General features: G+C 62.1%; 18 protein-coding genes and 1 riboswitch. Of the genes, 14 read left to right on the top strand and 4 right to left on the bottom strand.

Going from position 1 to position 21,978, the window contains the following annotated elements; genetic code table 11:
• Positions 1-42: 42 nt before the first annotated feature.
• Together ACKPCU_RS04730 and coq7 are read left to right on the top strand one after the other, a co-directional pair.
• A complete protein-coding gene (locus ACKPCU_RS04730) occupies positions 43-381 on the top strand; it encodes a histidine triad nucleotide-binding protein (protein ID WP_321350279.1) in 339 nt (112 codons plus the stop codon).
• Positions 382-406: 25 nt separating this feature from the next.
• Positions 407-1,051, top strand: a complete 645-nt coding sequence (gene coq7 / locus ACKPCU_RS04725; RefSeq protein WP_321350277.1) for a 2-polyprenyl-3-methyl-6-methoxy-1,4-benzoquinone monooxygenase — start codon at positions 407-409, stop codon at positions 1,049-1,051.
• Here the strand turns inward: coq7 and ACKPCU_RS04720 are convergent.
• Together ACKPCU_RS04720 and ACKPCU_RS04715 are read right to left on the bottom strand one after the other, a co-directional pair.
• On the bottom strand, positions 1,039-1,314 hold the full coding sequence (locus ACKPCU_RS04720) for a DUF1145 domain-containing protein (protein WP_321350275.1): 276 nt from the start codon (positions 1,312-1,314) through the stop codon (positions 1,039-1,041). The genes coq7 and ACKPCU_RS04720 overlap by 13 nt on opposite strands.
• A gap of 143 nt (positions 1,315-1,457) precedes the next feature.
• The gene (locus ACKPCU_RS04715) at positions 1,458-1,880 is read right to left on the bottom strand and encodes an OsmC family protein (protein ID WP_104739499.1); all 423 of its coding nucleotides are present in this window, start codon (positions 1,878-1,880) and stop codon (positions 1,458-1,460) included.
• A 179-nt stretch (positions 1,881-2,059) separates the two neighbouring features.
• Here ACKPCU_RS04715 and crp point away from each other — a divergent pair, with 179 nt between their 5' ends.
• The 3 genes from crp (at position 2,060) to ACKPCU_RS04700 (ending at position 4,885) form a co-directional block, all read left to right on the top strand.
• A complete protein-coding gene (gene crp, locus ACKPCU_RS04710; protein ID WP_321350273.1) occupies positions 2,060-2,704 on the top strand; it encodes a cAMP-activated global transcriptional regulator CRP in 645 nt (214 codons plus the stop codon).
• A 101-nt stretch (positions 2,705-2,805) separates the two neighbouring features.
• Entirely contained in the window at positions 2,806-4,158 is a 1,353-nt protein-coding gene (locus ACKPCU_RS04705) for an adenosylmethionine--8-amino-7-oxononanoate transaminase (RefSeq protein WP_321350271.1), read from the top strand.
• A 4-nt stretch (positions 4,159-4,162) separates the two neighbouring features.
• Positions 4,163-4,885, top strand: coding sequence for a 16S rRNA (uracil(1498)-N(3))-methyltransferase (locus ACKPCU_RS04700; protein ID WP_321350269.1), 723 nt, complete (start codon positions 4,163-4,165; stop codon positions 4,883-4,885).
• A gap of 267 nt (positions 4,886-5,152) precedes the next feature.
• On the opposite strand, the gene ACKPCU_RS04695 is transcribed toward ACKPCU_RS04700, so the two are convergent.
• Positions 5,153-7,339 (bottom strand): EAL domain-containing protein, encoded by a 2,187-nt coding sequence (locus tag ACKPCU_RS04695; protein WP_321350267.1) that lies wholly within the window; start codon positions 7,337-7,339, stop codon positions 5,153-5,155.
• Between the two features lie 191 nt (positions 7,340-7,530).
• Positions 7,531-7,836: a hypothetical protein gene (locus ACKPCU_RS04690; RefSeq protein WP_104739494.1), complete on the bottom strand. Its 306-nt coding sequence runs from the start codon at positions 7,834-7,836 to the stop codon at positions 7,531-7,533.
• 201 nt (positions 7,837-8,037) lie between these two features.
• Here ACKPCU_RS04690 and ACKPCU_RS04685 point away from each other — a divergent pair, with 201 nt between their 5' ends.
• The 9 genes from ACKPCU_RS04685 (at position 8,038) to ACKPCU_RS04645 (ending at position 21,973) form a co-directional block, all read left to right on the top strand.
• On the top strand, positions 8,038-8,277 hold the full coding sequence (locus ACKPCU_RS04685; protein ID WP_321350264.1) for an exodeoxyribonuclease VII small subunit: 240 nt from the start codon (positions 8,038-8,040) through the stop codon (positions 8,275-8,277).
• The gene (locus tag ACKPCU_RS04680; RefSeq protein ID WP_104739492.1) at positions 8,274-9,161 is read left to right on the top strand and encodes a polyprenyl synthetase family protein; all 888 of its coding nucleotides are present in this window, start codon (positions 8,274-8,276) and stop codon (positions 9,159-9,161) included. Before ACKPCU_RS04685 ends, ACKPCU_RS04680 begins: the two co-directional genes overlap by 4 nt.
• 94 nt (positions 9,162-9,255) lie before the next feature.
• Positions 9,256-11,139, top strand: a complete 1,884-nt coding sequence (gene dxs, locus ACKPCU_RS04675; protein ID WP_104739491.1) for a 1-deoxy-D-xylulose-5-phosphate synthase — start codon at positions 9,256-9,258, stop codon at positions 11,137-11,139.
• A 37-nt stretch (positions 11,140-11,176) separates the two neighbouring features.
• Positions 11,177-11,381: riboswitch (cobalamin riboswitch) on the top strand.
• A gap of 128 nt (positions 11,382-11,509) precedes the next feature.
• Complete coding sequence (locus tag ACKPCU_RS04670) at positions 11,510-13,363, top strand: TonB-dependent receptor domain-containing protein (RefSeq protein ID WP_321350260.1); 1,854 nt, start codon at positions 11,510-11,512, stop codon at positions 13,361-13,363.
• Positions 13,364-13,537: 174 nt separating this feature from the next.
• Positions 13,538-14,977, top strand: coding sequence for a Wadjet anti-phage system protein JetA family protein (locus ACKPCU_RS04665; RefSeq protein WP_321350257.1), 1,440 nt, complete (start codon positions 13,538-13,540; stop codon positions 14,975-14,977).
• Positions 14,970-15,644, top strand: coding sequence for a DUF4194 domain-containing protein (locus ACKPCU_RS04660; protein ID WP_118131953.1), 675 nt, complete (start codon positions 14,970-14,972; stop codon positions 15,642-15,644). The genes ACKPCU_RS04665 and ACKPCU_RS04660 overlap by 8 nt, the downstream gene beginning before the upstream one ends.
• On the top strand, positions 15,635-19,270 hold the full coding sequence (locus tag ACKPCU_RS04655) for an ATP-binding protein (RefSeq protein ID WP_321350254.1): 3,636 nt from the start codon (positions 15,635-15,637) through the stop codon (positions 19,268-19,270). Before ACKPCU_RS04660 ends, ACKPCU_RS04655 begins: the two co-directional genes overlap by 10 nt.
• Positions 19,271-19,415: 145 nt before the next feature.
• Positions 19,416-21,302 carry a PAAR domain-containing protein gene (locus ACKPCU_RS04650; RefSeq protein ID WP_321350252.1) on the top strand — a complete coding sequence of 629 codons (1,887 nt, stop codon included), beginning with the start codon at positions 19,416-19,418 and terminating at the stop codon, positions 21,300-21,302.
• Positions 21,299-21,973 (top strand): DUF2931 family protein, encoded by a 675-nt coding sequence (locus ACKPCU_RS04645; protein ID WP_321350250.1) that lies wholly within the window; start codon positions 21,299-21,301, stop codon positions 21,971-21,973. Before ACKPCU_RS04650 ends, ACKPCU_RS04645 begins: the two co-directional genes overlap by 4 nt.
• The last annotated feature ends 5 nt before the right edge of the window (positions 21,974-21,978 follow it).

The raw sequence follows: 21,978 nt of genomic DNA, 5'->3' as shown, positions 1-21,978 counted from the left end.
TGCGGTCACCGACCGCGCCCTAAGCAAACCAAGGAGCGCAGCGTGGATTGTCTGTTCTGCAAGATCATCGACGGCAAGATTCCGTCCAAGAAGATATACGAAGATGATCAGGTCTTCGCCTTTCACGATATCAACCCGCAGGCGCCAGTGCACTTTCTGGTGATCCCGAAAAAGCACATCGCCACACTGGACGACGTCACCGAAGACGATCGCGCCGTTGTCGGTCACATGGTCTATACCGCACAGAAACTGGCGAAAGAGCTGGGCTGCGAAGCAGGATACCGTACCGTGTTCAACTGCAATGAACAGGGTGGCCAGACCGTATACCATATTCACCTGCATGTCCTTGGCAAACGCCAGATGACCTGGCCGCCGGGCTAAGCCGCAGAGGGCAGGAGGAGCCACCATGAGCACTCGACACTACAGTTTCATCGACCGCCTGCTGAACCAGGCCGACCAGTCACTGCGCACACTGATTCCCGGTGCAGCCCAGGCTCAGCGCCCCTCACCTGCCCAGCACCTGGCCAATGTGCCGCTGGACGATGAGGAACGTCAGCACATCGCCGGACTGATGCGAATAAACCATACTGGCGAGGTGTGCGCACAGGCGCTTTATCAGGGCCAAGCGCTGACCGCCAAGCTGCCCGAAGTACGCGACAAGATGGAGCACGCTGCAACTGAAGAGATTGACCACCTGGCCTGGTGCGAGCAGCGCCTCAAGGAGCTGGGCAGTCGCACCAGCGTGTTCAATCCGCTGTTCTACGGCATGTCGTTCGGCATTGGTGCAACCGCCGGGCTGATCAGCGACCGCATCAGCCTGGGCTTCGTCGCAGCAACCGAACAGCTGGTCGAACGCCACCTGGACGATCACCTGACCCAGCTGCCGGAGGAAGACATCAAGTCACGCGCCATTCTGGAACAGATGCGCGAAGACGAGATCGAACATGGTCACCAGGCACTGGAAGCTGGTGGCGCGGTATTCCCGGAGCCGATCAAGCAAGCCATGGTGCTGCTCTCCAGGGTAATGACCAAGGCCACTTACAAGGCCTGATTCATTGCTCGCACGGTATCGGGGTGGCGCAGATGCAACACCCCGAACAACATGACCTGCACCAGATGCACGCCCAGCGCACCGGTTTTTTTCAGCTTGCCGAACGTCAGCAGACATTCCAGCACATGCACACCCAGCACGATCAACGCGATCATCTGCAGACGCTGTGGATTGGGTACCGGGACGAGACCAAACAGGCTGAGGATGACCGTCAGCCAAAAAACCAGCATCAACAATTTGCCTACCAACATGGACGCACGCATGAAAACTCCCTGCTTGTTGTTATAGAGGAGCCCGATGGTAGCGCACCATGGTCAGCGTGAAAGGGCCCAGTTCGCCAACAGACTGGCCGTCGAGCGCCATAAAGAAAACGGGCGCGCAGACTGCAACGCCCGCAGACAGCAGATCAGTCGATTTCGACGATTTCGTAGTCGTGGGTCACTTCCACACCGGCGCGCCCCATCAGGATCGAAGCCGAGCAGTACTTCTCGGCAGACAGCTCGACCGCGCGCTTGACGTGCGCTTCCTTGAGGTTCTTGCCCGTTACCACGAAGTGCAGGTGGATCTTGGTGAAGACCTTGGGTTCAACGTCAGCGCGCTCGGCGGCCAGTTCGGTGTGCACATCCCGAATATCCTGACGGGCCTTCTTGAGGATGCTGACCACATCAAAGCTGGCACAGCCACCCAACCCCACCAGCACCGTTTCCATCGGGCGGATACCCATATTGCGCCCGCCTGCTTCCGGCGGGCCATCCATCACTACCGTGTGGCCGCTGCCGGACTCACCAAGAAACATGACCCCATCGACCCACTTGACCGTTGCTTTCATCACCCACTCCCGCCGGAAATTCGCTCAGAGGCCGCGAGAATACCACAGCCACCTGCGACAGATGTCCGCACTGGTCATACGGGTAAAAACTGGACATAATTCGTATCAGTCTCAAGCTGAGGCTCACATGGATGCGCCGCATCTTGGATACGCGCGACTACGGCCAGGACACGCTTTTAATGGTTTCAATCAACCTGACTCCTAAAATAAAAAACATCGATGCTTTTCTCGCCCACTGCCATCGCAGGCGTTTTGCTACACGTAGCACGCTGATCCATGCGGGCGACCAATCAGACAGTCTCTTCTATATCGTCAAGGGCTCGGTCACGATCCTGATCGAAGATGAGCACGGCCGCGAAATGATCATCGCCTACCTGAACCAGGGCGATTTTTTCGGCGAAATGGGGCTGTTCGATCTGTCACCGGCGCAGCACGACCGCAGCGCCTGGGTGCGCGCCAAAACCGAATGTGAAGTAGCGGAAGTCAGCTACAGCAAGTTCCGTGAACTGACCCAGCGTGATCCCGAACTGCTCTACGCCGTCGGCCGACAAATGGCTGAGCGCCTGCGCAAAACCACGCGCAAGGTTGGCGATCTGGCGTTTCTCGACGTGACTGGACGGGTTGCTGGCACCCTGCTTGAGCTGTGCAAGCAGCCTGACGCCATGACCCACCCCGATGGCATGCAGATCAAGATTACCCGCCAGGAAATCGGCCGCATCGTCGGCTGCTCCCGGGAAATGGTTGGCCGCGTGCTGAAAAGCCTTGAGGAACAGGGCCTGATCGACGTCAAAGGCAAGACTATGGTGGTGTTCGGCACCCGCTGAACCACCTCCGTGGCCGGTGGCGCACGCCCCCGGCCGCTCTCTGCAGCCCCCACACTGCTCATGTACAATCGCTCACCTGGCCAATCCAACACGAGGTGAACATGGGCTTGAACAACGAGTGGATGCAACGCGACATTTCGGTGCTCTGGCATCCCTGTACCCAGATGAAAGACCACGAGCACATGCCGGTCATCCCGATTCAGCGGGGCGAAGGCATCTGGCTGCATGACTTCGAAGGCAACCGCTACATGGATGCTGTCAGTTCGTGGTGGGTCAACATCTTTGGCCACGCCAACCCCCATATCAACCAGCGCATAAAGGACCAGCTCGACTCCCTTGAGCACGTGATTCTCGCCGGATTCAGCCACACCCCGGTGATCGAACTGTCCGAGCGTCTGGTGAAAATGACCCCTGCGCCGTTGACCCGCTGCTTCTATGCTGACAACGGTTCCTCCTGCATCGAAGTGGCGCTGAAAATGAGCTTCCATTACTGGCTCAACACCGGCAAGCCGCAGAAGAAGCGCTTCGTCACCCTGACCAACAGCTACCATGGCGAAACCCTGGCGGCCCTGGCCGTCGGTGACGTCGCGCTGTACAAGGAAACCTACCAGCCGCTGTTGATGGACGTGATCACCGTCCCCTCCCCCGACTGCTACTACCGAGAGGAAGGCGTTAGCTGGGAGGAACACAGCCGGCAGATGTTTGCGCACATGGAAAAGACCCTGGCCGAGCAGCACGAGGAGATTGCCGCGGTCATTGTCGAGCCGCTGATCCAGTGCGCTGGCGGTATGCGCATGTACCACCCGGTGTACCTCAAGCTGCTGCGCGAAGCCTGCGACCGCTATGGCGTTCACCTGATTCACGATGAAATCGCAGTCGGCTTCGGCCGCACCGGCAGCCTGTTTGCCTGCGAGCAGGCCGATATTGCCCCGGACTTCCTCTGCCTCTCCAAGGCGCTGACCGGCGGCTATCTGCCAATGGCCGTGTGCATGACCAACGACACCATCTATCAGGCGTTCTACGACGACTACGAGAGCATGCGCGCCTTCCTGCACTCGCACAGCTATACCGGCAACCCGCTGGCTTGCGCCGCAGCACTGGCAACCCTGGACCTGCTGGAACAGGGCAATGTGATCGAGGCCAACAAGGCGCTGTCGGCACACATGGCCAAGGCCACCGCCCACTTCGTCGACCATCCGCATGTAGCCGAAGTCCGCCAGACCGGCATGGTGCTGGCCATCGAGATGGTCAAGGACAAGGCGACCCGAGAGGCCTATCCGTGGCAGGAGCGCCGCGGCATCCGGGTCTATCAGCACGCACTGAAAAATCAGGCAATGCTGCGCCCACTCGGCAGCGTGGTGTACTTCATGCCGCCCTACGTGATCACGCCGGACCAGATCGACCACCTTGCCAGCGTTGCCTGGGAAGGTATCCAGCTGGCCACCCGGGACTGATCGCATGCGCGTATCCCGCTTTTATCTGGATCGCCCGCTGGCGGCGGGCGAGGTCATTCTCGACGGCGACGTTGCCCACTACATCGGCCGAGTTCTGCGTCTGGCGCCCGGGGCACCGGTGCAAATCTTCAACGGCACCGGCCAGGAATGGCCGGGCGAAGTCAGCGCGGTGAGCAAACGCGAAGTGACCATAACCCTGCAGCAACCGGTGCCCGGCACACCCGAGTCGCCGCTGCATACCCACCTCGGGCAGGCGTTATCCCGTGGCGAGCGCATGGACTGGGCCATTCAGAAGGCGGTCGAGCTGGGCGTCAGCGAAATCACCCCGCTGTTCACCGAACGCTGCGAGGTCAAGCTGCAGGGCGAGCGCGCCGACAAGCGCCAGGCTCATTGGCAGCAGATCGCCGTCAGCGCCTGCGAACAATGCGGCCGCAGCACAGTGCCGGCAATCCATCCACCAATGGCACTGCAGGACTGGCTGTCCGGGCTGCAGGTCGAGGTCAAGCTGGTCCTGCACCACCGCACCGAGCAGGATCTGACCAGTCTGCCGGCACCCCGCTCAGCCGCTCTGCTGATCGGCCCGGAGGGCGGCCTGAGCGCTGGCGAGATCGTGCAGGCTGAGCAAGCGGGGTTCCACGCTGCCCGTTTCGGCCCGCGGGTACTGCGCACCGAGACTGCCCCGGTGGTCGCGCTGACCATGCTGCAGCACCTCTGGGGAGATGTCTGAGCGGGCGCGGTGCGCCTGCCAGAACTCGCCGGCCAGCCCCTCCAGTCGCTGCACCAGCGCCATCAGCTCGGCGGCATGCTCATCGTTTTCGGCCATCGCCTCTAGGTTGGTCACGCTGCCCAGGCGGATACGTTGCAAACTGCGGCTGATTTCGTCACTGACACTGCTTTGCTGCTCCACCGCCGCGGTAATCTGCGCACTGGCCAGCGCCAGCCCGGCAAACAGGGATGCACCCTGCCCTGCAGTAGCGCGGCGCAGTGGTAAACATCAAGGAACAAGCAAGTCTTTCAGATCGTCGGCGCACATGGGGAAGCCCAGTTTGAAGCCCTGCCCCAGCGTGCACCCTTCCTGCAGCATCAAATCGACCTGACTCAAGTGTTCGATTCCCTCGGCAACGACCTCCAGCCCCAAGCTGTGGCTCAGCGCGATGATCGCTCTGCAGATGGTGAGTTGCCGGGTATTTTCGTGGGTCTCGTGCAAAAAGCTGCGATCCAGCTTGATGATGTGCAGCGGAAAACGATTAAGGTAGCCAAGCGAGCAGTAGCCGGTACCAAAGTCATCCAGCGCAATACGCACGCCCATCTCGGCGAGTTCACGCAGGCTGGCGAGCACCCGCGAATCGTGATCGATCAACAGACTTTCGGTAATTTCCAGCACCAGTCCGCTGGCGGCGTATCCAGTGGATTTCAGAATATCCCGTACACGCTGTACAAAATCCGCTTCCTGCAACTGCCGGCCAGACAGATTCACCGAGCAGCGCAGCGGCCCGACCCCATCGAGTTGCCAGCTTTGCGCCTGGCGGCAGGCCTGCTCCAGTACCCAGTAGCCAACCCGCACAATCTCGCCTGATTCCTCCAGTACCGGGATAAAGGCGGCAGGCGAAACGGATTCGCCCTCGTGGGACCAGCGCAACAGTACCTCGACCGCCACTGGTGGCTGATCTGGCGTACGCAGATCAAAGATCGGCTGATAGTGCAGGGTAAACTCGTCTCGCTGCAGCGCCTGCAGCACATTACTTTCCAGCCTCAAACGCTGCCGCGCCCGCTGCTGCATCGACTGGTCGAACCGCTCGAAGCGCGCCTTTCCCGACTCCTTTGCGCCGTAAAGTGCCAGGTCGGCGGCCTGCAAGGCGTCCTCCAGTCCCTGCCCCGGCAACAGCGGGGCAACACCGATACTGGCGCTGACCACCAGGCAACGCTCACCAAAACACAGCGGTTCACGCAGCGCCGAGAGCACCCGCGTTGCTACTGTCTCGGCATCCTCAGCGCACGCCAGATCATCCAGCAGCATGACAAACTCATCGCCGCCAAAACGGGCGAGCTGATCGCCAGGCCGCAGGCAGGTGCGCAGCCGCTCTGCCACCATCAGCAATACCCGATCACCGGCGGCGTGGCCGAGGCTGTCGTTAATCAGCTTGAAGCGGTCCAGATCGATAAACAGCAAAGCCGCGTGACGCGCACCAGGGCGGTTCAGTTGGGCTGCGGTGCGCTGCAGCTGAATGTTGAGCTGGTGTCGATTGATCAGCCCGGTCAGCGGATCGTGCCGTGCAGCATGCTCCAGCTCACGCTGAAAGCGCTGGCGCTCGCTGATATCGGTCTGCGACCCGGCCAGTCGGCGACAGCCGGAGACATCCACCTCAACCACCCCCCGGGTCAATACCCAGAGATAGCTGCCGTCGCTGCGACGCATTCGATACTCGTGCCGAATCCAGGGCGAGCCACCTTTGAGGTGCTGCTGAATCGCCGCCTGCAACTCAGCCTGATCGTCCGGGTGCACGCGCTCAAACCAATGCATCGAACGCTGCCCGACCTGCGCCTGAGTCAACCCAAGCATGCTGGCCCAGCGCTCGGAGACGTACAGCTGATCATGCTGAAGATCCCAGTCCCAGATACCATCGTTGGCACCGCGCAGGGCATGGGCGTATCGGGCTTCGCTGGCTTCCAGGGCACGGTGCTCGGCGTCGATATAGGCATCAGCGGCCAGGCTCATATCAAAAAAGACAATCTTCAGCAGACTGTCGAAATCCGCCAGCCTTGACTCCTGTTCCACGCTCAGATCGTCGAACCAGTTGCCGAGCATGCGACTCAGGTACAGCCGATACGCGCCCAGATACCACTTGAGCTCAACCCCAACCTGTTCGTGTATGTGCCCGATGCGCACACGCTCTTCCAGATAGCGCTGGTCAATCTCGCCACAGAACAGGCGGCTGTAGTAGCCACGCTGGCTGTGCTTCAGGCGCTCGACCAAGCCGTCGCCGCGGAGAATCGCCTGCGTTTCCGGATACTGTTTCAAGCGCTCATAGAGCGCCTCAACAAATTCATGGCTGGTCCGTTCGCCAAAACTGGCAACCCGGCGTAAGCGCTCGCCATCTGCGTCGGTCCAATCGAGAAAATGCAGCCGCTGTTGCAGGCCGCAGGCATCAAGCCCCAGCTTGTCGAGTACCGGTTTAAGCACGGTTATCAAATCCATGACAGTGAATGGGCAACCCTCCAGACGGCGGCCGACTGTTGTTATGCGGGTTTGTCCAGGCAACAAAAAAGGCGCTGCAGCCCCAAGCTGAAAAAGCTCGGGGCTGCAGCGCCTTGTCTTTCAGGCCCTTGCGTCCTGACCGGCAAAGCCGTCTCTTTGTAAAGAAACACGCTACCCTAGAGCCCATCCTCTGACAAGCTTTGCAATAGCCCTTGCAAGCGATGGCGGAGCGCCGCCAACTGGCGCGAACGAAAGGCGTGACGCGTCTGCTCCAGCGTGGCAATAGCATCTTCCAGAACAAAGCGCACGCGGCTGCGCTCGCTCAGTTGGTCAGGGGCAAGCCAACGACATAGCGGCGCTTCACTGCAATCCTGCGGCTGGCAAATCAGCTCACAATCAAGCCCGGCCTGCTGAAGCGCCTTAATAATCGGATCGCGCTGCTGAGCCGGAGCAGCAACAACCACTTTGGATTCATCGGTCATGGCAGATCAGAAGAAGAAGTAAGAGTGATGTCAAATTGTAATCAACACCGCATTGAAAGACATTAACAGAGTCAAAAAAACGACACATTTGCTGATCTGTATCAATGCTACCACCCCCCTGCGCGACGCCACACCAATTGACCCGCCCCTGCCCCTTGGGTAATGTTCAGCCGTTTGAATCACCGCCGGATGAGGTAACGCATGGCCCGGAAGAAAACTGCCGTAGATTTCGAGCAGTCGCTAGGCTCGCTGCAGGCACTGGTAGAACGCCTGGAAAGCGCAGACCTCAGTCTGGAAGAGTCGCTCAGCGCCTTTGAGCAGGGCGTCGCCCTGACCCGCGAGTGCCAGCAAGCACTCGCGCAGGCTGAGCAGAAGGTCCAGCAGTTGATCGAAAATAATGGCGAGCTAGGCACCGAGCCTTTTGACGGCACTGGCGAATGAGCGACTTTCAGCAGTACCTCGAATCCTGCCAGCAACGTATCAACGCCTTTTTGAGTAGCCAGCTGGATACCCCTCAGCCTCGCCTCGATCGCCTCTACAGCGCCATGCGCTACAGCGTCGTGATTGGCGGCAAACGGATGCGGCCGCTGCTGGCCTATGCGAGTTGCGAGGCCGCCGGCGGCAAGCCGGGGCAGGCAGATCACGCTGCCGGGGCCGTCGAGCTGATTCACGCCTACTCGCTGATACACGACGACTTGCCCGCCATGGACAACGACGACCTGCGCCGCGGTCAGCCCACCTGCCACCGTGCCTTCGATGAGGCCACCGCGATACTTGCCGGTGACGGCTTGCAGGCGCTGGCCTTTGAGCTGCTGGCATCTGCGCCGCTCTCGCAGGCAGAAACCCGCCTGCGCATGGTCCAACTGCTCGGCCACGCCGCCGGCCCGCAAGGTATGGTTGGCGGGCAGGCAATCGATCTGGGCGCGGTCGGCGAAAAACTGGATCAGGCCACGCTGGAATCCATGCATCGGCACAAAACCGGTGCCCTGATTCGCGCCAGCGTGCAATTGGGCGCGCTGGCCAGCGAGCGCATCAACCCCGCCCAACTGGCCGCCCTGGGCCGCTATGCCGACAGCGTCGGTTTGGCGTTTCAGGTGCAGGACGACATCCTCGATATCGAGAGCGACACCAGCGTGCTGGGCAAGCAGCAGGGCGCCGACCTGGCCCGTGACAAACCGACCTACCCGGCACTGCTCGGGCTGGACGGTGCCCATCGCCTGGCCGCTGAGCTGCGCGACCAGGCGCTCACCGCCGTCGCTGAGTTCGGTCCTGCGGCAGAGCGCTTGCGCCAGTTGGCTGACTACACCGTTCAGCGCCGCTTCTGAGATACCCCTGCGCGCAGTTGGGCTATTGCCCTGCATCGGTTAAACTGCGCCCTTGTTTTCCCGCCACCGACAGTGGCACCCAGAGCCTTGTTTGATGCCCAGCACTTTCCACGAAATCCCGCTCCATCGCCCCAGCACACCGCTGCTGGACTGTGTCGACGACACCGAGTCGCTGCGCGCGCTCGACGAAAGTCAGCTGCCAGAACTGGCCGATGAACTGCGCGCCTTTCTGCTCTGGAGTGTGGGCCAGACCGGCGGTCATTTTGGTGCTGGCCTCGGCGTCATTGAGCTAACCATTGCATTGCACTATGTCTACCACACGCCGGATGACCGCCTGCTGTGGGACGTAGGCCATCAGGCCTACCCGCACAAGATCCTCACCGGCCGCCGCGAACAGATGGCCAGCCTGCGCCAGAAAAACGGCCTCGCGGCCTTCCCGCGCCGCAGCGAAAGCCCCTACGACACCTTTGGCGTCGGCCACTCCAGCACCTCGATCAGCGCCGGCCTGGGCATGGCTATCGCTGCCGGGCTGCAGGGGCTGGACCGCCGCACCGTCGCAGTAATCGGCGATGGCGCGCTGACCGCAGGCATGGCTTTTGAAGCACTGAACCACGCCTCGGAAGTCGAGGCCAACATGCTGGTGGTGCTGAACGACAACGACATGTCGATCTCGCGCAATGTCGGCGGCCTGTCCAACTACTTGGCCAAAATTCTCTCCAGCCGCACCTACTCGCACATGCGTGAAGGCAGCAAAAAGGTACTGGCGAAGATCCCGCCGGCCTGGGAGCTGGCACGCAAGACCGAAGAGCACGCCAAGGGCATGCTGGTGCCGGGCACCCTGTTCGAGGAACTGGGCTGGAACTATATCGGCCCGATCGATGGCCACGACCTGCCAACCCTGGTGCGCACCCTGAAGAACATGCGCGAGCTCAAGGGCCCGCAGTTCCTCCATGTAATCACCCAGAAGGGCAAGGGCTTCTCGCCCGCCGAGGCGGACCCGATCGGCTACCATGCGATCACCAAGCTGGAACCCAAGGCCCCGAGCAATGGCGTCAGCAAACCCAAGTTCTCCAACATCTTTGGCCAGTGGCTGTGCGACATGGCCGAGCAGGACGAGCGCCTGATCGGCATTACCCCGGCAATGAAGGAAGGCTCGGATCTGATCGCCTTCTCCGAACGTTTTCCCAAGCGCTACTTCGATGTTGCCATCGCCGAGCAGCACGCTGTCACCCTCGCAGCTGGCATGGCTTGCGAAGGTGCCAAGCCGGTGGTTGCCATCTACTCGACCTTCCTGCAGCGCGGCTACGATCAGCTGATCCACGACGTTGCGGTACAAAATCTGGATGTGCTGTTCGCCATCGACCGAGCCGGCCTGGTTGGCGAGGACGGTCCGACCCACGCCGGCAGCTTTGATCTGTCGTACCTGCGCTGCCTGCCGAACATGCTGATCATGGCACCGGCCGACGAGAACGAAACCCGTCAAATGCTGACCACCGGGTTCCTGCACGAAGGCCCGGCCGCCGTGCGCTATCCGCGTGGCACCGGCCCCGGCGTACCGATTGATCCGGCACTGGAACCGTTGCCAATCGGCAAGGGCGCGGTAACCCGCCGGGGTGAGCAGGTCGCCATTTTGTGTTTCGGCACCCTGCACCAGCACGCCAGCAAGGCCGCCGAGGCGCTCAACGCGACCGTGGCCAACATGCGCTTCGTCAAACCGCTGGACACCCAGCTGATTGCAGAGCTAAGCGCCAGCCATGACCTGCTGGTCACCGTCGAAGAAAACGCCGTCATGGGCGGTGCCGGCAGCGCAGTCAACGAGTGGTTGCTGGCCGAAGGCATCAACCTGCCGGTGCTCAACCTCGGCCTGCCCGATCTCTATGTCGAGCACGCCAAGCCCGCTGAGATGCTCGCCGAGTGCGGGCTTGATGCAGCCGGCATCGAAAACGCAATCCGTACCCGTCTCAGCCGACTTGGCTGAGACTTGACCCGCCGGGCCGAAAGCCCTAGAGTCCGCCCCACTTCCAGTCGCCTGGGTGCCCGAGGCTGCTCTGCAGCCCGGGTGAAACGGGAAGTCGGTGCAAATCCGACACTGCCCCCGCAACGGTAAGGAATCGCAGGCCTGCCCTGCCAGTATCATCGACAACGCCACTGTGCTCAGCATGGGAAGGCGATGATGCTCTGATTCCGAGTCCGGAGACCGGCCCAGCGCGAGTACAGCCACGGCACTGCCGTGCCCGCTGTCTGCTGAGGTGTCGCGGAGGGCGTCACCGGTCAGCGTGCAGTCGCCGCGCCGTGGCCTGCCTCCTGACTTCCCGCCCTCCTCAAAAGCCGAACTTTTGAGGAAACCAATGAACAAGTCACTGCTGATCATCCCCGGCCTGTTAGCCTGCGCTGTTGCTCAGGCCAACGATGCTCTCAATCTGCCTGAAACCATCATCACTGCGTCCCGCCTTGAGCAACCACGCGAATCGGCGCTGGCAGCCAACACCGTCTTTGACCGGGACGACATCGAGCGCCTCCAGGCCCGCAGCGTGCCGGAACTGCTTCGCCGCGTTCCGGGTGTTCAGCTAAACAGCAATGGCGGCGTGCTGTCGTACTTCGTTCGCGGCGGCAAAACTGACCAGACCCTGGTACTGGTAGACGGACAACGTATCGCCTCAGCAACCACGGGCGGCGCGCGGCTTGATTACCTGAACATCGACAATATCGAGCGCGTCGAAGTGGTACGCGGTCCGCGCTCGGCGGTCTACGGCGCCGACGCCATCGGCGGCGTAATCCAGATATTCACCCGGCAGGGTCAAGCAGGCCTGCAGCCAACCATTCGACTGGGAGTTGGTAGCAACCACACATTCGAGCGCAGCATTGATATCAGCGGCGGCAACGACAATAGCCGCTTCATCCTCGGCGCAACCCTGAATGAAACAGAAGGTTTTGACCTCACCGAGGATAACCTTGGCAACGACCGCGATGATGACGGCCAACGCACCAAGAGCTATTTCGCCCGCTTTGATCACGCCTTCAACGAGGACTGGAGCGCAGGTCTCAGCGTCAACGAACAGAATGGCAAAAGCGAGTTTGATGACGCCTACGAGTTCAACCCGGCCAACCCGGAAAACCAGTTCCGCGTACGCGGCTATGCTGCCTACCTGCAAGGCCAGCTGACCACCAGCTGGCGCAGCCGCCTGGAGCTGGGCAGCAGCGAAGACCGTAACAAAACCGTCGGCTCTCGCTTCAATGACGGCCAGATTAAAACCGAGCGTCACTCTGTCAGCTGGTTGAACTACATCGACCTGTCTGCTGACCAGCAGCTCAACGTAGGGGCTGACTGGCAACGCGACAAACTGGACTCTACCAACGCCTACACCAAGGACCGTCGCGAAAACATCGGCCTGTTCGCGCAGCACAGCTGGACTGGGGAAAGCATCAGCACCGAGCTGGGCGTGCGCCACGACGACAATCAGCATTTTGGTGAGCACAACACCTGGAACGCCGCACTGGCCATCCCCAGCGGAGACAGCCAGCAATGGATTGTCAGCTATGCAACCGCCTTCCGTGCACCGACGTTCAACGACCTCTACGCGCCGCCGGGCTGGGGTGGCAACCCAGACCTGGACCCTGAACACTCTCGTACCTTCGAGCTGCAATGGCGTGGAGACTTGCTGAACAGCCAGTGGGAAGCCTCTCTTTATCGCACCGACATCAAGGATCTGATTGTCTGGGACTCCAGCACGTTCCAGATGAACAACGTCGACGAAGCGCGCATCAACGGCCTGGAGCTGGCCATGAGCACCGACGTCATGGGCTGGGCCTCGCGGACCGCCGTCAGCTTCATCGACCCACGTGACCGCCAGACAGGCAAAACCCTGCAACTGCGTGCAAAACGCACACTGACCAGCGACCTGGATCGTCAGTTTGGTGACTTCGGCGTGGGCGCAACCTGGGCGCTGTTCAGCGAGCGCTTTGCCGATGCTGCCAACAGCAGCACGCTGGCTGGTTACGGCACGCTCGACCTGCGCGCCAACTGGCAGGCGACCGCCTCAACCCGCCTGGATCTGAAGGTCAGCAACGTGCTCGACCGCGACTACCATCTCGGCATGTACCAGCGACCCACCGCCCCCTTTCCGGCGCCGTCGACTGACTACAGCTACAAAGAACAAGGCCGCGCGGCACTGCTGAGCGTGACCTGGACCCCGCAGCTGTAAGCACCACCCACAGCCAGCGCCGTGCCAATACCCCCCGCCCCGTGCGGGGGGTATTGGTGCCGGCATCCGCCCCTCACCCGCATGAACTCCAGCACAGCCCGTCGCTCCAACTTGCCGCCCGGCCCCGCTGATCAGGCATAATGCGTCCTTGTCCGAACCGGAATTCGACGCCCTATGTTTTTTACCAACGAGCGACTGCAGTTCTTCCGCCCGCTCACCAGCAAATACCGCGAACAGATTGTCGAGTGCCTGCGCCTGCTGCACGAGCGGCTGTACAGCGCCCGGGCCGATTACGGCGAATCACTCAAGCGCGAACAAGTACTGGATATCTTCAGTGAAGCGCTGGAACGCGCGCCGCTGCTGGAAAGCGACGACGAAGACGCCAGCCGCTTCAAGAGCAACCGCGAGCAGGCCAGCTGGATTCTCACCAGCCTGATCGAAAACGGCTGGCTGGAACGTCAGGTGGATCAGGCCACCTTCCAGTCGACCTACCCGTTCAGCCGCATGGGCCGGCTGTTTGCCCAGTCGCTGGCCGAGGCGCACGGGCACAACACCCGTACCCGCCACCGCAACACCCGCAACACCCTCAACGCGCTGTCGGCGTTTGCCGAGCACGGCGAGGTGTATGACCTGCTCGATGCCCACGAATACGCCGAGCGGATCATTGCCGACTTCACCGACATCATCGCGGAGCTGGAAGAGCGCAAGCGCCAGCTGGTACGCGAGGTCGAAGCGCAGCAACTAGTCCAGCAGGCCAGCGATCAGTTCTTCGACTTTATGGAGCGGCGCTTCCAGCCCGATCTGGCGGTGCGCCTGTCGGCCGACAGCGTCGAGAAGCACCGCGAACGCATTCAGGATGTGATCAGCCGCATTCGCCGCAAGCCACGCGAGTGGAAGGCCGAGGCCGAGCGCGAGCTGCGCCGCCTGGCGCCGGATTTGCTGGTGGACGAACGCAGCTCGATTCTCTGGCAGTTGCTGGACGGCATCGAAGGCTGCCTGCGCAACGCCGCCGACATCATGCTGCCAGCCCTTCGCCGCACCCTGCAGAGCTTCACCCAGCGCGCCGATATCATCATCCGTCAGCTCAGCTACCTGCACAGCCAGAAGCACAGCGACATCGTCGGCCTGTGCCGCGAGCTGTCCGCCCTGCCCGCCGAAGAGCAGGCCAAGCGTCTGAGCGCCGCCGGTGAGGAGATGGCGGTGGTCAATCTGGCGCTGGTCGATCCCGGCCAGGTGAAGCTGCGCGAACGCCGCGAGCGCCCGCCGGTGCACAGCCTGATGGAAACCCTCGACGCGCCGGAAGACGACACCTTGCGCACGCTGGCAGTCAATCAGTTGCTCGACAAGGCCTTCAACGTCAACGCCAGTGGCCTGCGCAGCTACCTGCGCGCCGCCCTCGGCAACGGCAGCCAGCTCAACACCCGCGACCTGCCGGTCAACAGCGCCAACGACCTGCTCGCACTCAGCCATGTGATCGCGCTGGCCAGCGCCGAGCACGCCGCCAGCGGCCTGCGCGTGCGCATCGAGCCAAGCGGCGAGACCATCAGCAACGAAACCTATTTTGATCGCCGTGACGGCTTCATCATCGATCTGGAACATGACGAACATGCGTGACGCGCTGGACCACCACCTCAACGAACGCGGCCTGAGTGCCGAGGACTTTTCCGAGCTGATGATCCGCCTGCTCGACCGCGGCGTGCTCTGCCGCGACGAAAGCAACCGCGAGGCCGAGCTCTACGACCGCTACCTGCAGGCCGCCGACCTGGTCGAGGACTATCTCTCGGTGCTGCGCATCCGCGTGCTGCATGAGCCGCGCTTCAACCTGGTCCGCGTATTCCCGCCGGGCGCGGAAGTGCCCGGCCTGGTCGACGCCGACGACAGCTTCGGCAGCGGCCTGCGCGAGCGCCTGAACCAGCAGGAAGTGGCGCTGATTCTGGTGCTGCGCGCCGAGTACGACAAGGCCCTGCGCGAAGGGCAGGTCGACGAGTTCGGTCAGGTCATGCTGTCGCTCGAAGCGCTCAACCTGAGCAGTCGCAACCTGCTCGGCCGTTCACTGCCGGAACAGCAGAGCGAACGCCGCAACCTGCTGCGCCGCCTGCGCCAGCTGCGGCTGATCCGCAGCCCCAGCGATGCCGAACTGGACAGCGGCGAAGCCTGGCTGACCATCCGCCCGGGCATCATCAGCCTGGTCACCGACAGCGCGCTGGCCCAGCTCGCCAGCCCCGAGATTGAAAACAGCGAAGACCAGCCGTCCGCCGAGGAGAACAACGGATGTATCTGAAGCGTTCGATTACCGTCAACTGGGGCAACCTGCCGGTCGAAGAACTGGAATACGGCCCGGTCAACCTGTTCTCCGGCGGCAACGGCTCCGGCAAGACCACCGCAGCGGATGCCCTGCAGACGCTGATGACCGCCGCCCACGACAACCTGTTCAACTACAACCCGGGACAGGACGAAACCACCCAGCGCGGCCGTGGCGGCAAGCAGGTGCGCACCCTCGCCTCCTACGTGCTCGGCTGTGACGACGGCGCCTACGCCCGCCCCTGGGATACCGACGGCTACATCGCCGGCGTCTTCCACCCGACCCGTGGCGAGACCGCCGAACCCTTTACCGCGGTGATCGGCGTGCGCGCCCACCTGGACGCCGCCGGCAGCAGCCGGCAGGCGCGGCAGGACGAACTGCTGCTGATGATCATTCCCGGCGAAATGCTGTCGCTGTCGCACTTTCTGCGCGAGCAGGATGACGGCCGCCACGTGATCGCCGTGACCGAGCTGCCCGGCCTGCTGCGCAAGCAGTTCAGCGCCCAGCAGATCGAAGTCTACGACCGCAAGAGCGCCTATCTCGCCCGTCTGTACGCGGCCCTGCGCGGCCGCCGCGATGCACTCTCAACCCGCGAAGCCAAGAACGCCGCGCGCACCTTTGCCAATTTCATGGCCTACAAACCAGTTAAATCCATCGACCAGTTTGTCGCCGAGGAAGTGCTGGAGCCGCGCGAGTTTGGCGACACCATCAAGCGCATCCGCGAGCTGCTGCGCACCGTGCACGGCATGGAGCAGGAAGCAGCACGGGTGCGTCAGGCGGTGGAACTGCTGTCGCTGACCACCAGCCAGACCACCCAGTATCTGGACAGCTGGCTGGAACGCACGGGGCTGGAGTACGCCGCCGCAGCGCAGGCCTGGCAGAACAACCAGCAGGGTTATCTGGCCGCCAAGCAGGAACAGCAGCAGCTCGCCAGTCAGCTCGAAGCGCTGCAGGAAGACCAGCGCCTGACCACTGAACGTCTCGGCCAGGCCCACCACGAACTGGTGCAACTGGAAGCTCGCCGTCAGGGCATTCCGGCGCTGCAGAACAAAGATCAACTGGAACAGCGTCAGCGCCAGCTCAGCGAACAACTGCGCAACGCTGTGCCCGGCCTGCTGACCCAGGCCCATCAGCGCGACCGCAACCTGGTGGCGCTGCAATCCGCCAGTGCATTGCTGACCCAGCACAGCCTGAGCCAAGCCATTCCACAACTGGCCAGCCGCGGCTGGCGCGATACCAGCGCTGCGGTACTGGCCGCCGAACGCGAACCGGTCGCCGACCTCAATCAGCTGCTGGCCCGCGACTGGATCGACCTGACCCCGCTGGACGCCGGCCTCGACGCCATTCGCAGCCAGCAGCGTGCGCACAACCAGCTGGCCGAGCGCCTGCGCGAGCAGGACAGCGAAGGCGCCAGCCTGCTCCAGCGGGTCGACCGGCTGGTGCAGGAACGCACCAGCGCGCTGAACAATCTTGATCGTCAGGTCAGCCAGATTCGCCACCAGATCAGCACCCTGCAGAGCAGCCGCGTGACCTACCCCGCGTATGTCGAGGAAGCGCTGCTGGCGATCCGCAAGCAATGCCCGCAGGCCGACCCGCGGGTACTCTGCGACCACGTCGAGGTACTCGACCCGGATTGGCAAATGGCCATTGAGGGCTACATCGGCGGCAGCCGCTACGCCATTCTGGTCGAGCCCGAATATGAAGCCGAAGCGATCCGCATCGTGCGCCAGATGAACAGCCGCGAACGCAACCGCGCGCGGGTGATTCAGGGCAGCAAGGCCAAGCAGGACGCCGAACGCATCAGCCTGCCGAACGATTCGATCCTGCAGGTCATGCGCTTCAGCCATCGCGTCGCCGAATACTACCTGCAGGCGTCATACGCCACGGTGGCCCGGGTTGCCGACGCCGGTGCCCTGCGCCAAACCCGCCGCGGCATCACCCGCGACGGCATGGGCTCGGGCAACTACGCGCTGTTTCGCTGCGACATCGACGACAGCCAGCTGGTATTCGGCGCCGCCGCCCGCGAACGCAACCTGCGCGCGCAGGAGCAGCGCCTGCACGATCTGGATCTGCAGCAGCATCAACTGCGCCGCGAACTGGAAGCCCTGCGCGAACTGGCCCGTCAATTAGGTCAGATCGCGCCGCTCGACTACGCCGCCCGCGCCAGCGAGCTGCTCGATAGCCAGCGCCAGCTGCGCGAAGTCGAGCAGCAACTAGAAGCGCTTGATCTGGGCGCGCACCACGATCTGGAATCCGAACAACAGCGCGTGACCCTGCGCCATCGCGAGCTGGAACTGCACGGCAAGGAGCTGGACGTGCAACTTGGCCGTCTGCAGGAGAAGCAGGTCAGCATCGGCCAGCGCATTACCCACTTCGCCGACCAGAGCGATGCCCTGCTCGACGCCCGCGACAAGGCCGAGCAGTATCTTCTGGATGCTGCCGCCCAAGTACCGGGGCTCGACCCGCAGGCGCGGCTGGAACAGCTCGACACCATGCTCGAACAGCGTGGCGGCCAGTTCGACTTCATTGCCGACGCCCAGGCGCTGACCAGCAGCCTGCACCGTCAGGTTGCCGACCTGCAGCGCGCCATCGAGCACTACAACGAGCAGGCCCAGCCCGCCGATCAGGTACTCGCCGACACCCCGGCCGAACTGCACAGCCTGGCCTTCTTCCGCCATGTCGGCGCGCTGCATCAGCAGCTCGACAACCTGCACAACCGCCTGCGCAACAACGTTTTGCTGGCCAAGCAGGAACAGCTCGCGAGCCTGCGCGACAGCTTCAACACCACCTTCGTCAGCGACCTGTGCCACGAGATTCATCAGGCCATCAACGACGGCCGTCGGACGCTCGAGCAACTGAACAAGGAGCTGGAGCACCACCGCTTCGGTGCCGACCGCGAGCGCTTCCAGTTCGACTGGGACTGGCTGCCCGAGTACAAGGCCTACTGGGATTTCTTCCGCGAACTGATCCAGATGCCGAACCTGGGCGACGGCACCAGCCTGTTCGACGACGCCCTGTCCGAGCGTTCGGCCGCGGTGCGCGATCAGCTGCTGGCGTTGCTGCTTGATGGCGACGAACAGCAGGCTCTGCGCGAACTGGAGCGCATCAGCGACTACCGTCGCTACCGCCGCTACGACATCCTCAAGCACCCGGAAGGCAAGTCGCCGATCCGACTGAGCGAATACGGCACCGGCTCCGGTGGTCAGCTGGAAACCCCGGCCTACATCATCCGCGCCGCCGCCGTGACCAGCGCTTTCCGCTTTAACGAGGGCGACAGCCACCTGCGCATGGTGATCGTCGACGAAGCCTTTATGCACATGGATGAAATCCGCTCGCGTGAAGTCATCGCCTACCTGACCGAAACCCTCGGCCTGCAGCTGATCTTCATCATGCCGACCAGCAAGGCCGGCCCCTTCCTGGAACTGGTCAGCAACCAGTTCGTGTTCAGCAAGGTGCCCAGCAGCCAGCCGGTCGGCGAGCTGAACACCCGCGTACTGCTCGACCGCCAGCAGCTCAACCGCGAACGCGTGGCCGAGCTGTGGGCCCAGCACCGCCGGGTGATTCGTCAGCAGGGTGCGCTGGAGTTTATGGAAGACGTGATCTGACCCGTGCATGCGTTGCCGGCCACCCCGGCAACGCATTGCACCGGCAGATGCCAAGCACCGCACATTCCCCCCAATAGTCGATTGTCCAACCAGCCACCGCCCCGCAGGATCAGCGCAGGAACACCTGCAGCCAAAGGGAAATGGCATGTCCGGCAAACCCGCCGCCCGACTCGGCGACCCCACACAATGCCCGCAGACCGGCCACGGCAGCCAGCGCCTGATCAGCGGCGCCGCTGACGTACTGATCAACGGCAAGCCCGCTGCCCGTCAGGGCGACACAAGTAGCTGCGGCAGCCCGCTCACCAGCCAACTCATCAGCGACGTCCTGATCAACGGCCGCCCCACCGCCGTGCTCGGTAGCGTTGGCGCCCACGGCGACTCCATCACCGCCGGCTCCCCGACTGTTCTTATTGGCAATCAACCCGGCAGCGCCGAGAGCCGCGCGGCTCAAGCCATGATCATCACCGGCCTGGTACGCGCATTGCGGGCGCTTTTTGACATTCCAGTGCAGCCCGGCGCCAGCAACGCCGTGCCGCTGGAGCGCGAGGAAGAAGAGGAGGAAGAAGAAACCGAACTGCCGCAGAAGCAACGCATCACCCTACGCGTCGGCATGTTCTTCGACGGCACCCTCAACAACCTGCCCAATGCTTCGCTCACCGCCCAATGCCGCCGCGAAGACCTCGCCCAACTCGGCCCCGACGGTCTGGAGGCCGTCACCCGCTTCTGCGAATCCCACGGTTATAACGACAGCAACGGTGACGGCTTTTTTGATCAACGCCCGGATAACAGTTACGGGAATGAGTTAAGTAATGTGGCGTTGTTGTTCCGTCTCTACAAAGACGACTCACAGAGACAAATAGAATCAGACGCCACCCAAGCTAGCGTAAAGGTCTATATCGAAGGCGCCGGCAGCAAAGTGGGCGAAGAGGACGCCACCATGGGCATGGCGTTTGGGCAGGGTGAGACTGGCGTTGTTGAGCGGGTTGAACAGAGCCCTACACTTCTGAGAAGAACGATCGACAATATCTACCGACATAATCCGCAGGTCATGATTGAAGCCATCGAGTTCGATATCTTCGGCTTCAGCCGCGGTGCTGCGGCGGCTCGCCACTTTGCCAACGAGGTGCTGAAAACCGGTGGAGGCATTCTCGCAAAACACCTGGATACCAAGAAACCAGCGTTCGCTCCCGGTTTCTCCATCGAAGAAAACATAGGCAACAACTTTATCGGCCTGTTCGATACCGTGGCGGCCATCGGCGCACCAGCTCAAGGACACCTCAGCGTCGGCGACGACTATAACCCGGGCGTCAATCTATACCTGCCGCGCGGCTGCGCCCGCAAGGTGGTGCACCTGACCGCAGCCGATGAACACCGCCATAACTTCAGCCTGAACCGGGTAGGAGAAGCCCATGAAGAACTGGTGCTACCCGGCGTACACTCCAACCTCGGCGGCGGCTACCCAACGCTCTCCTATGAACGCCTGGTGATTGGTAGGCCGGTCTTCTTCCTCAGCAATCACTACCCATTGGATGGCCCGGCACGCCATCAGCTGATCCGTTCCCGCGCCTGGCGGGTCAGGCAGCAAGAGGAAGAGCGCTTCCGGGCGCGCGGACTGCCTGGCGACGGCCGCTTTGAGCGGTATGAGGAGCTCGTCGGAAAAAACCCTAATACACGGGTACTGCTGACGCTATCGATTGTCCGCAGCGTCAGAGGCGAGCTATCCCGCGTATCCCTCAAAGTAATGCATTCCAAGGCAGCGAGTTCGGGTGTTCCGCTGGATACCATGAACGATGCTGACAAACGCTTCACCATCCCGCCGGACCTCAAGCCAATAGCAAACAAGGTCTACGCCGCTTGCATGATGGGATGCAGCCCCATACTGAGCGAGCAAGAAAAGCGCTTTTTGCATGGCCGCTATATCCACAGCTCGGCCAACTGGGTACCGGTGCGCGGGTTTATGGCCAACAAACCACGCCATGATTTTATCCGCGCCGTCTATCCAGACGAACCACAAAACGGATACCCAGTATGATTAGGCAAACTCTCCTCTTGTTCACGGCTTTTATCCTCAGCGGCTGCCTAAACAGCAAAGCTGCTGGACCTTTTCCGCCTATACCAGACCTGCCCTACCGCACTTGGCATGTGGGGCTACTAGCCCCTGACTATATGGAAGCCTGGGTAGAGCAAGTAGACCTTACGGATGTAAATGACCTGATGTATGAGGACGTTTTCGGCGGTGTGGCCTCGACAAGTACACCTAACAACAACGCGGGCGAAGCACACGGCTGGCCCGAAAACCCCGGCCCTGGCTCGAACTTCCCCATGACGGGAATAGGCCTCCCTGAAAAGATTACGGTGCGCTGGCAATCCCTAGCAGAACCAAAGGCCTACCGAGCATCATTCGATGTATCGGCCGCAACAAGAGCAGAAATGGTTAGACCGAGACAGGCCTACTGCGCATGGCGGGATGAATACGAAACCCAGTACCGGGACACCATTGCCATCGGAGTCGCGCCAGGAGGGGTTGTTAGGGCCTGGTTACTTGGCCCCTGTCTCGACTCTATCGAAATCGCCCACGTCCAAGGCGAAATAAACCCCGTCGGCCCCTACAACGGTGAATCCAACGGCGAGTTCTACCGCCCACCCAGCCCCAACGCCCAGCACTATATCGACACCCACGGTATCCCGTTTGGCAGTTGGTAACCGTG

The organism is Halopseudomonas oceani, assembly GCF_963677335.1.
Taxonomy (GTDB): domain Bacteria; phylum Pseudomonadota; class Gammaproteobacteria; order Pseudomonadales; family Pseudomonadaceae; genus Halopseudomonas; species Halopseudomonas oceani.
This window is presented reverse-complemented; position numbering and strand designations above follow the sequence as displayed.

What these genes read in the sequence shown, in the direction of transcription:
- ACKPCU_RS04655 (WP_321350254.1), top strand. Translation starts at nt 15,635, where the DNA reads ATGTATCTGAAGCGTTCGATTACCGTCAACTGGGGCAACCTGCCGGTC.
- ACKPCU_RS04700 (WP_321350269.1), top strand. Translation starts at nt 4,163, where the DNA reads ATGCGCGTATCCCGCTTTTATCTGGATCGCCCGCTGGCGGCGGGCGAG.
- ACKPCU_RS04665 (WP_321350257.1), top strand. Translation starts at nt 13,538, where the DNA reads ATGTTTTTTACCAACGAGCGACTGCAGTTCTTCCGCCCGCTCACCAGC.
- ACKPCU_RS04660 (WP_118131953.1), top strand. Translation starts at nt 14,970, where the DNA reads ATGCGTGACGCGCTGGACCACCACCTCAACGAACGCGGCCTGAGTGCC.
- ACKPCU_RS04690 (WP_104739494.1), bottom strand. Translation starts at nt 7,836, where the DNA reads ATGACCGATGAATCCAAAGTGGTTGTTGCTGCTCCGGCTCAGCAGCGC.
- ACKPCU_RS04670 (WP_321350260.1), top strand. Translation starts at nt 11,510, where the DNA reads ATGAACAAGTCACTGCTGATCATCCCCGGCCTGTTAGCCTGCGCTGTT.
- ACKPCU_RS04720 (WP_321350275.1), bottom strand. Translation starts at nt 1,314, where the DNA reads ATGCGTGCGTCCATGTTGGTAGGCAAATTGTTGATGCTGGTTTTTTGG.
- ACKPCU_RS04705 (WP_321350271.1), top strand. Translation starts at nt 2,806, where the DNA reads ATGGGCTTGAACAACGAGTGGATGCAACGCGACATTTCGGTGCTCTGG.
- ACKPCU_RS04685 (WP_321350264.1), top strand. Translation starts at nt 8,038, where the DNA reads ATGGCCCGGAAGAAAACTGCCGTAGATTTCGAGCAGTCGCTAGGCTCG.
- ACKPCU_RS04650 (WP_321350252.1), top strand. Translation starts at nt 19,416, where the DNA reads ATGTCCGGCAAACCCGCCGCCCGACTCGGCGACCCCACACAATGCCCG.
- ACKPCU_RS04645 (WP_321350250.1), top strand. Translation starts at nt 21,299, where the DNA reads ATGATTAGGCAAACTCTCCTCTTGTTCACGGCTTTTATCCTCAGCGGC.
- ACKPCU_RS04715 (WP_104739499.1), bottom strand. Translation starts at nt 1,880, where the DNA reads ATGAAAGCAACGGTCAAGTGGGTCGATGGGGTCATGTTTCTTGGTGAG.
- coq7 (WP_321350277.1), top strand. Translation starts at nt 407, where the DNA reads ATGAGCACTCGACACTACAGTTTCATCGACCGCCTGCTGAACCAGGCC.
- ACKPCU_RS04680 (WP_104739492.1), top strand. Translation starts at nt 8,274, where the DNA reads ATGAGCGACTTTCAGCAGTACCTCGAATCCTGCCAGCAACGTATCAAC.
- crp (WP_321350273.1), top strand. Translation starts at nt 2,060, where the DNA reads ATGGTTTCAATCAACCTGACTCCTAAAATAAAAAACATCGATGCTTTT.
- dxs (WP_104739491.1), top strand. Translation starts at nt 9,256, where the DNA reads ATGCCCAGCACTTTCCACGAAATCCCGCTCCATCGCCCCAGCACACCG.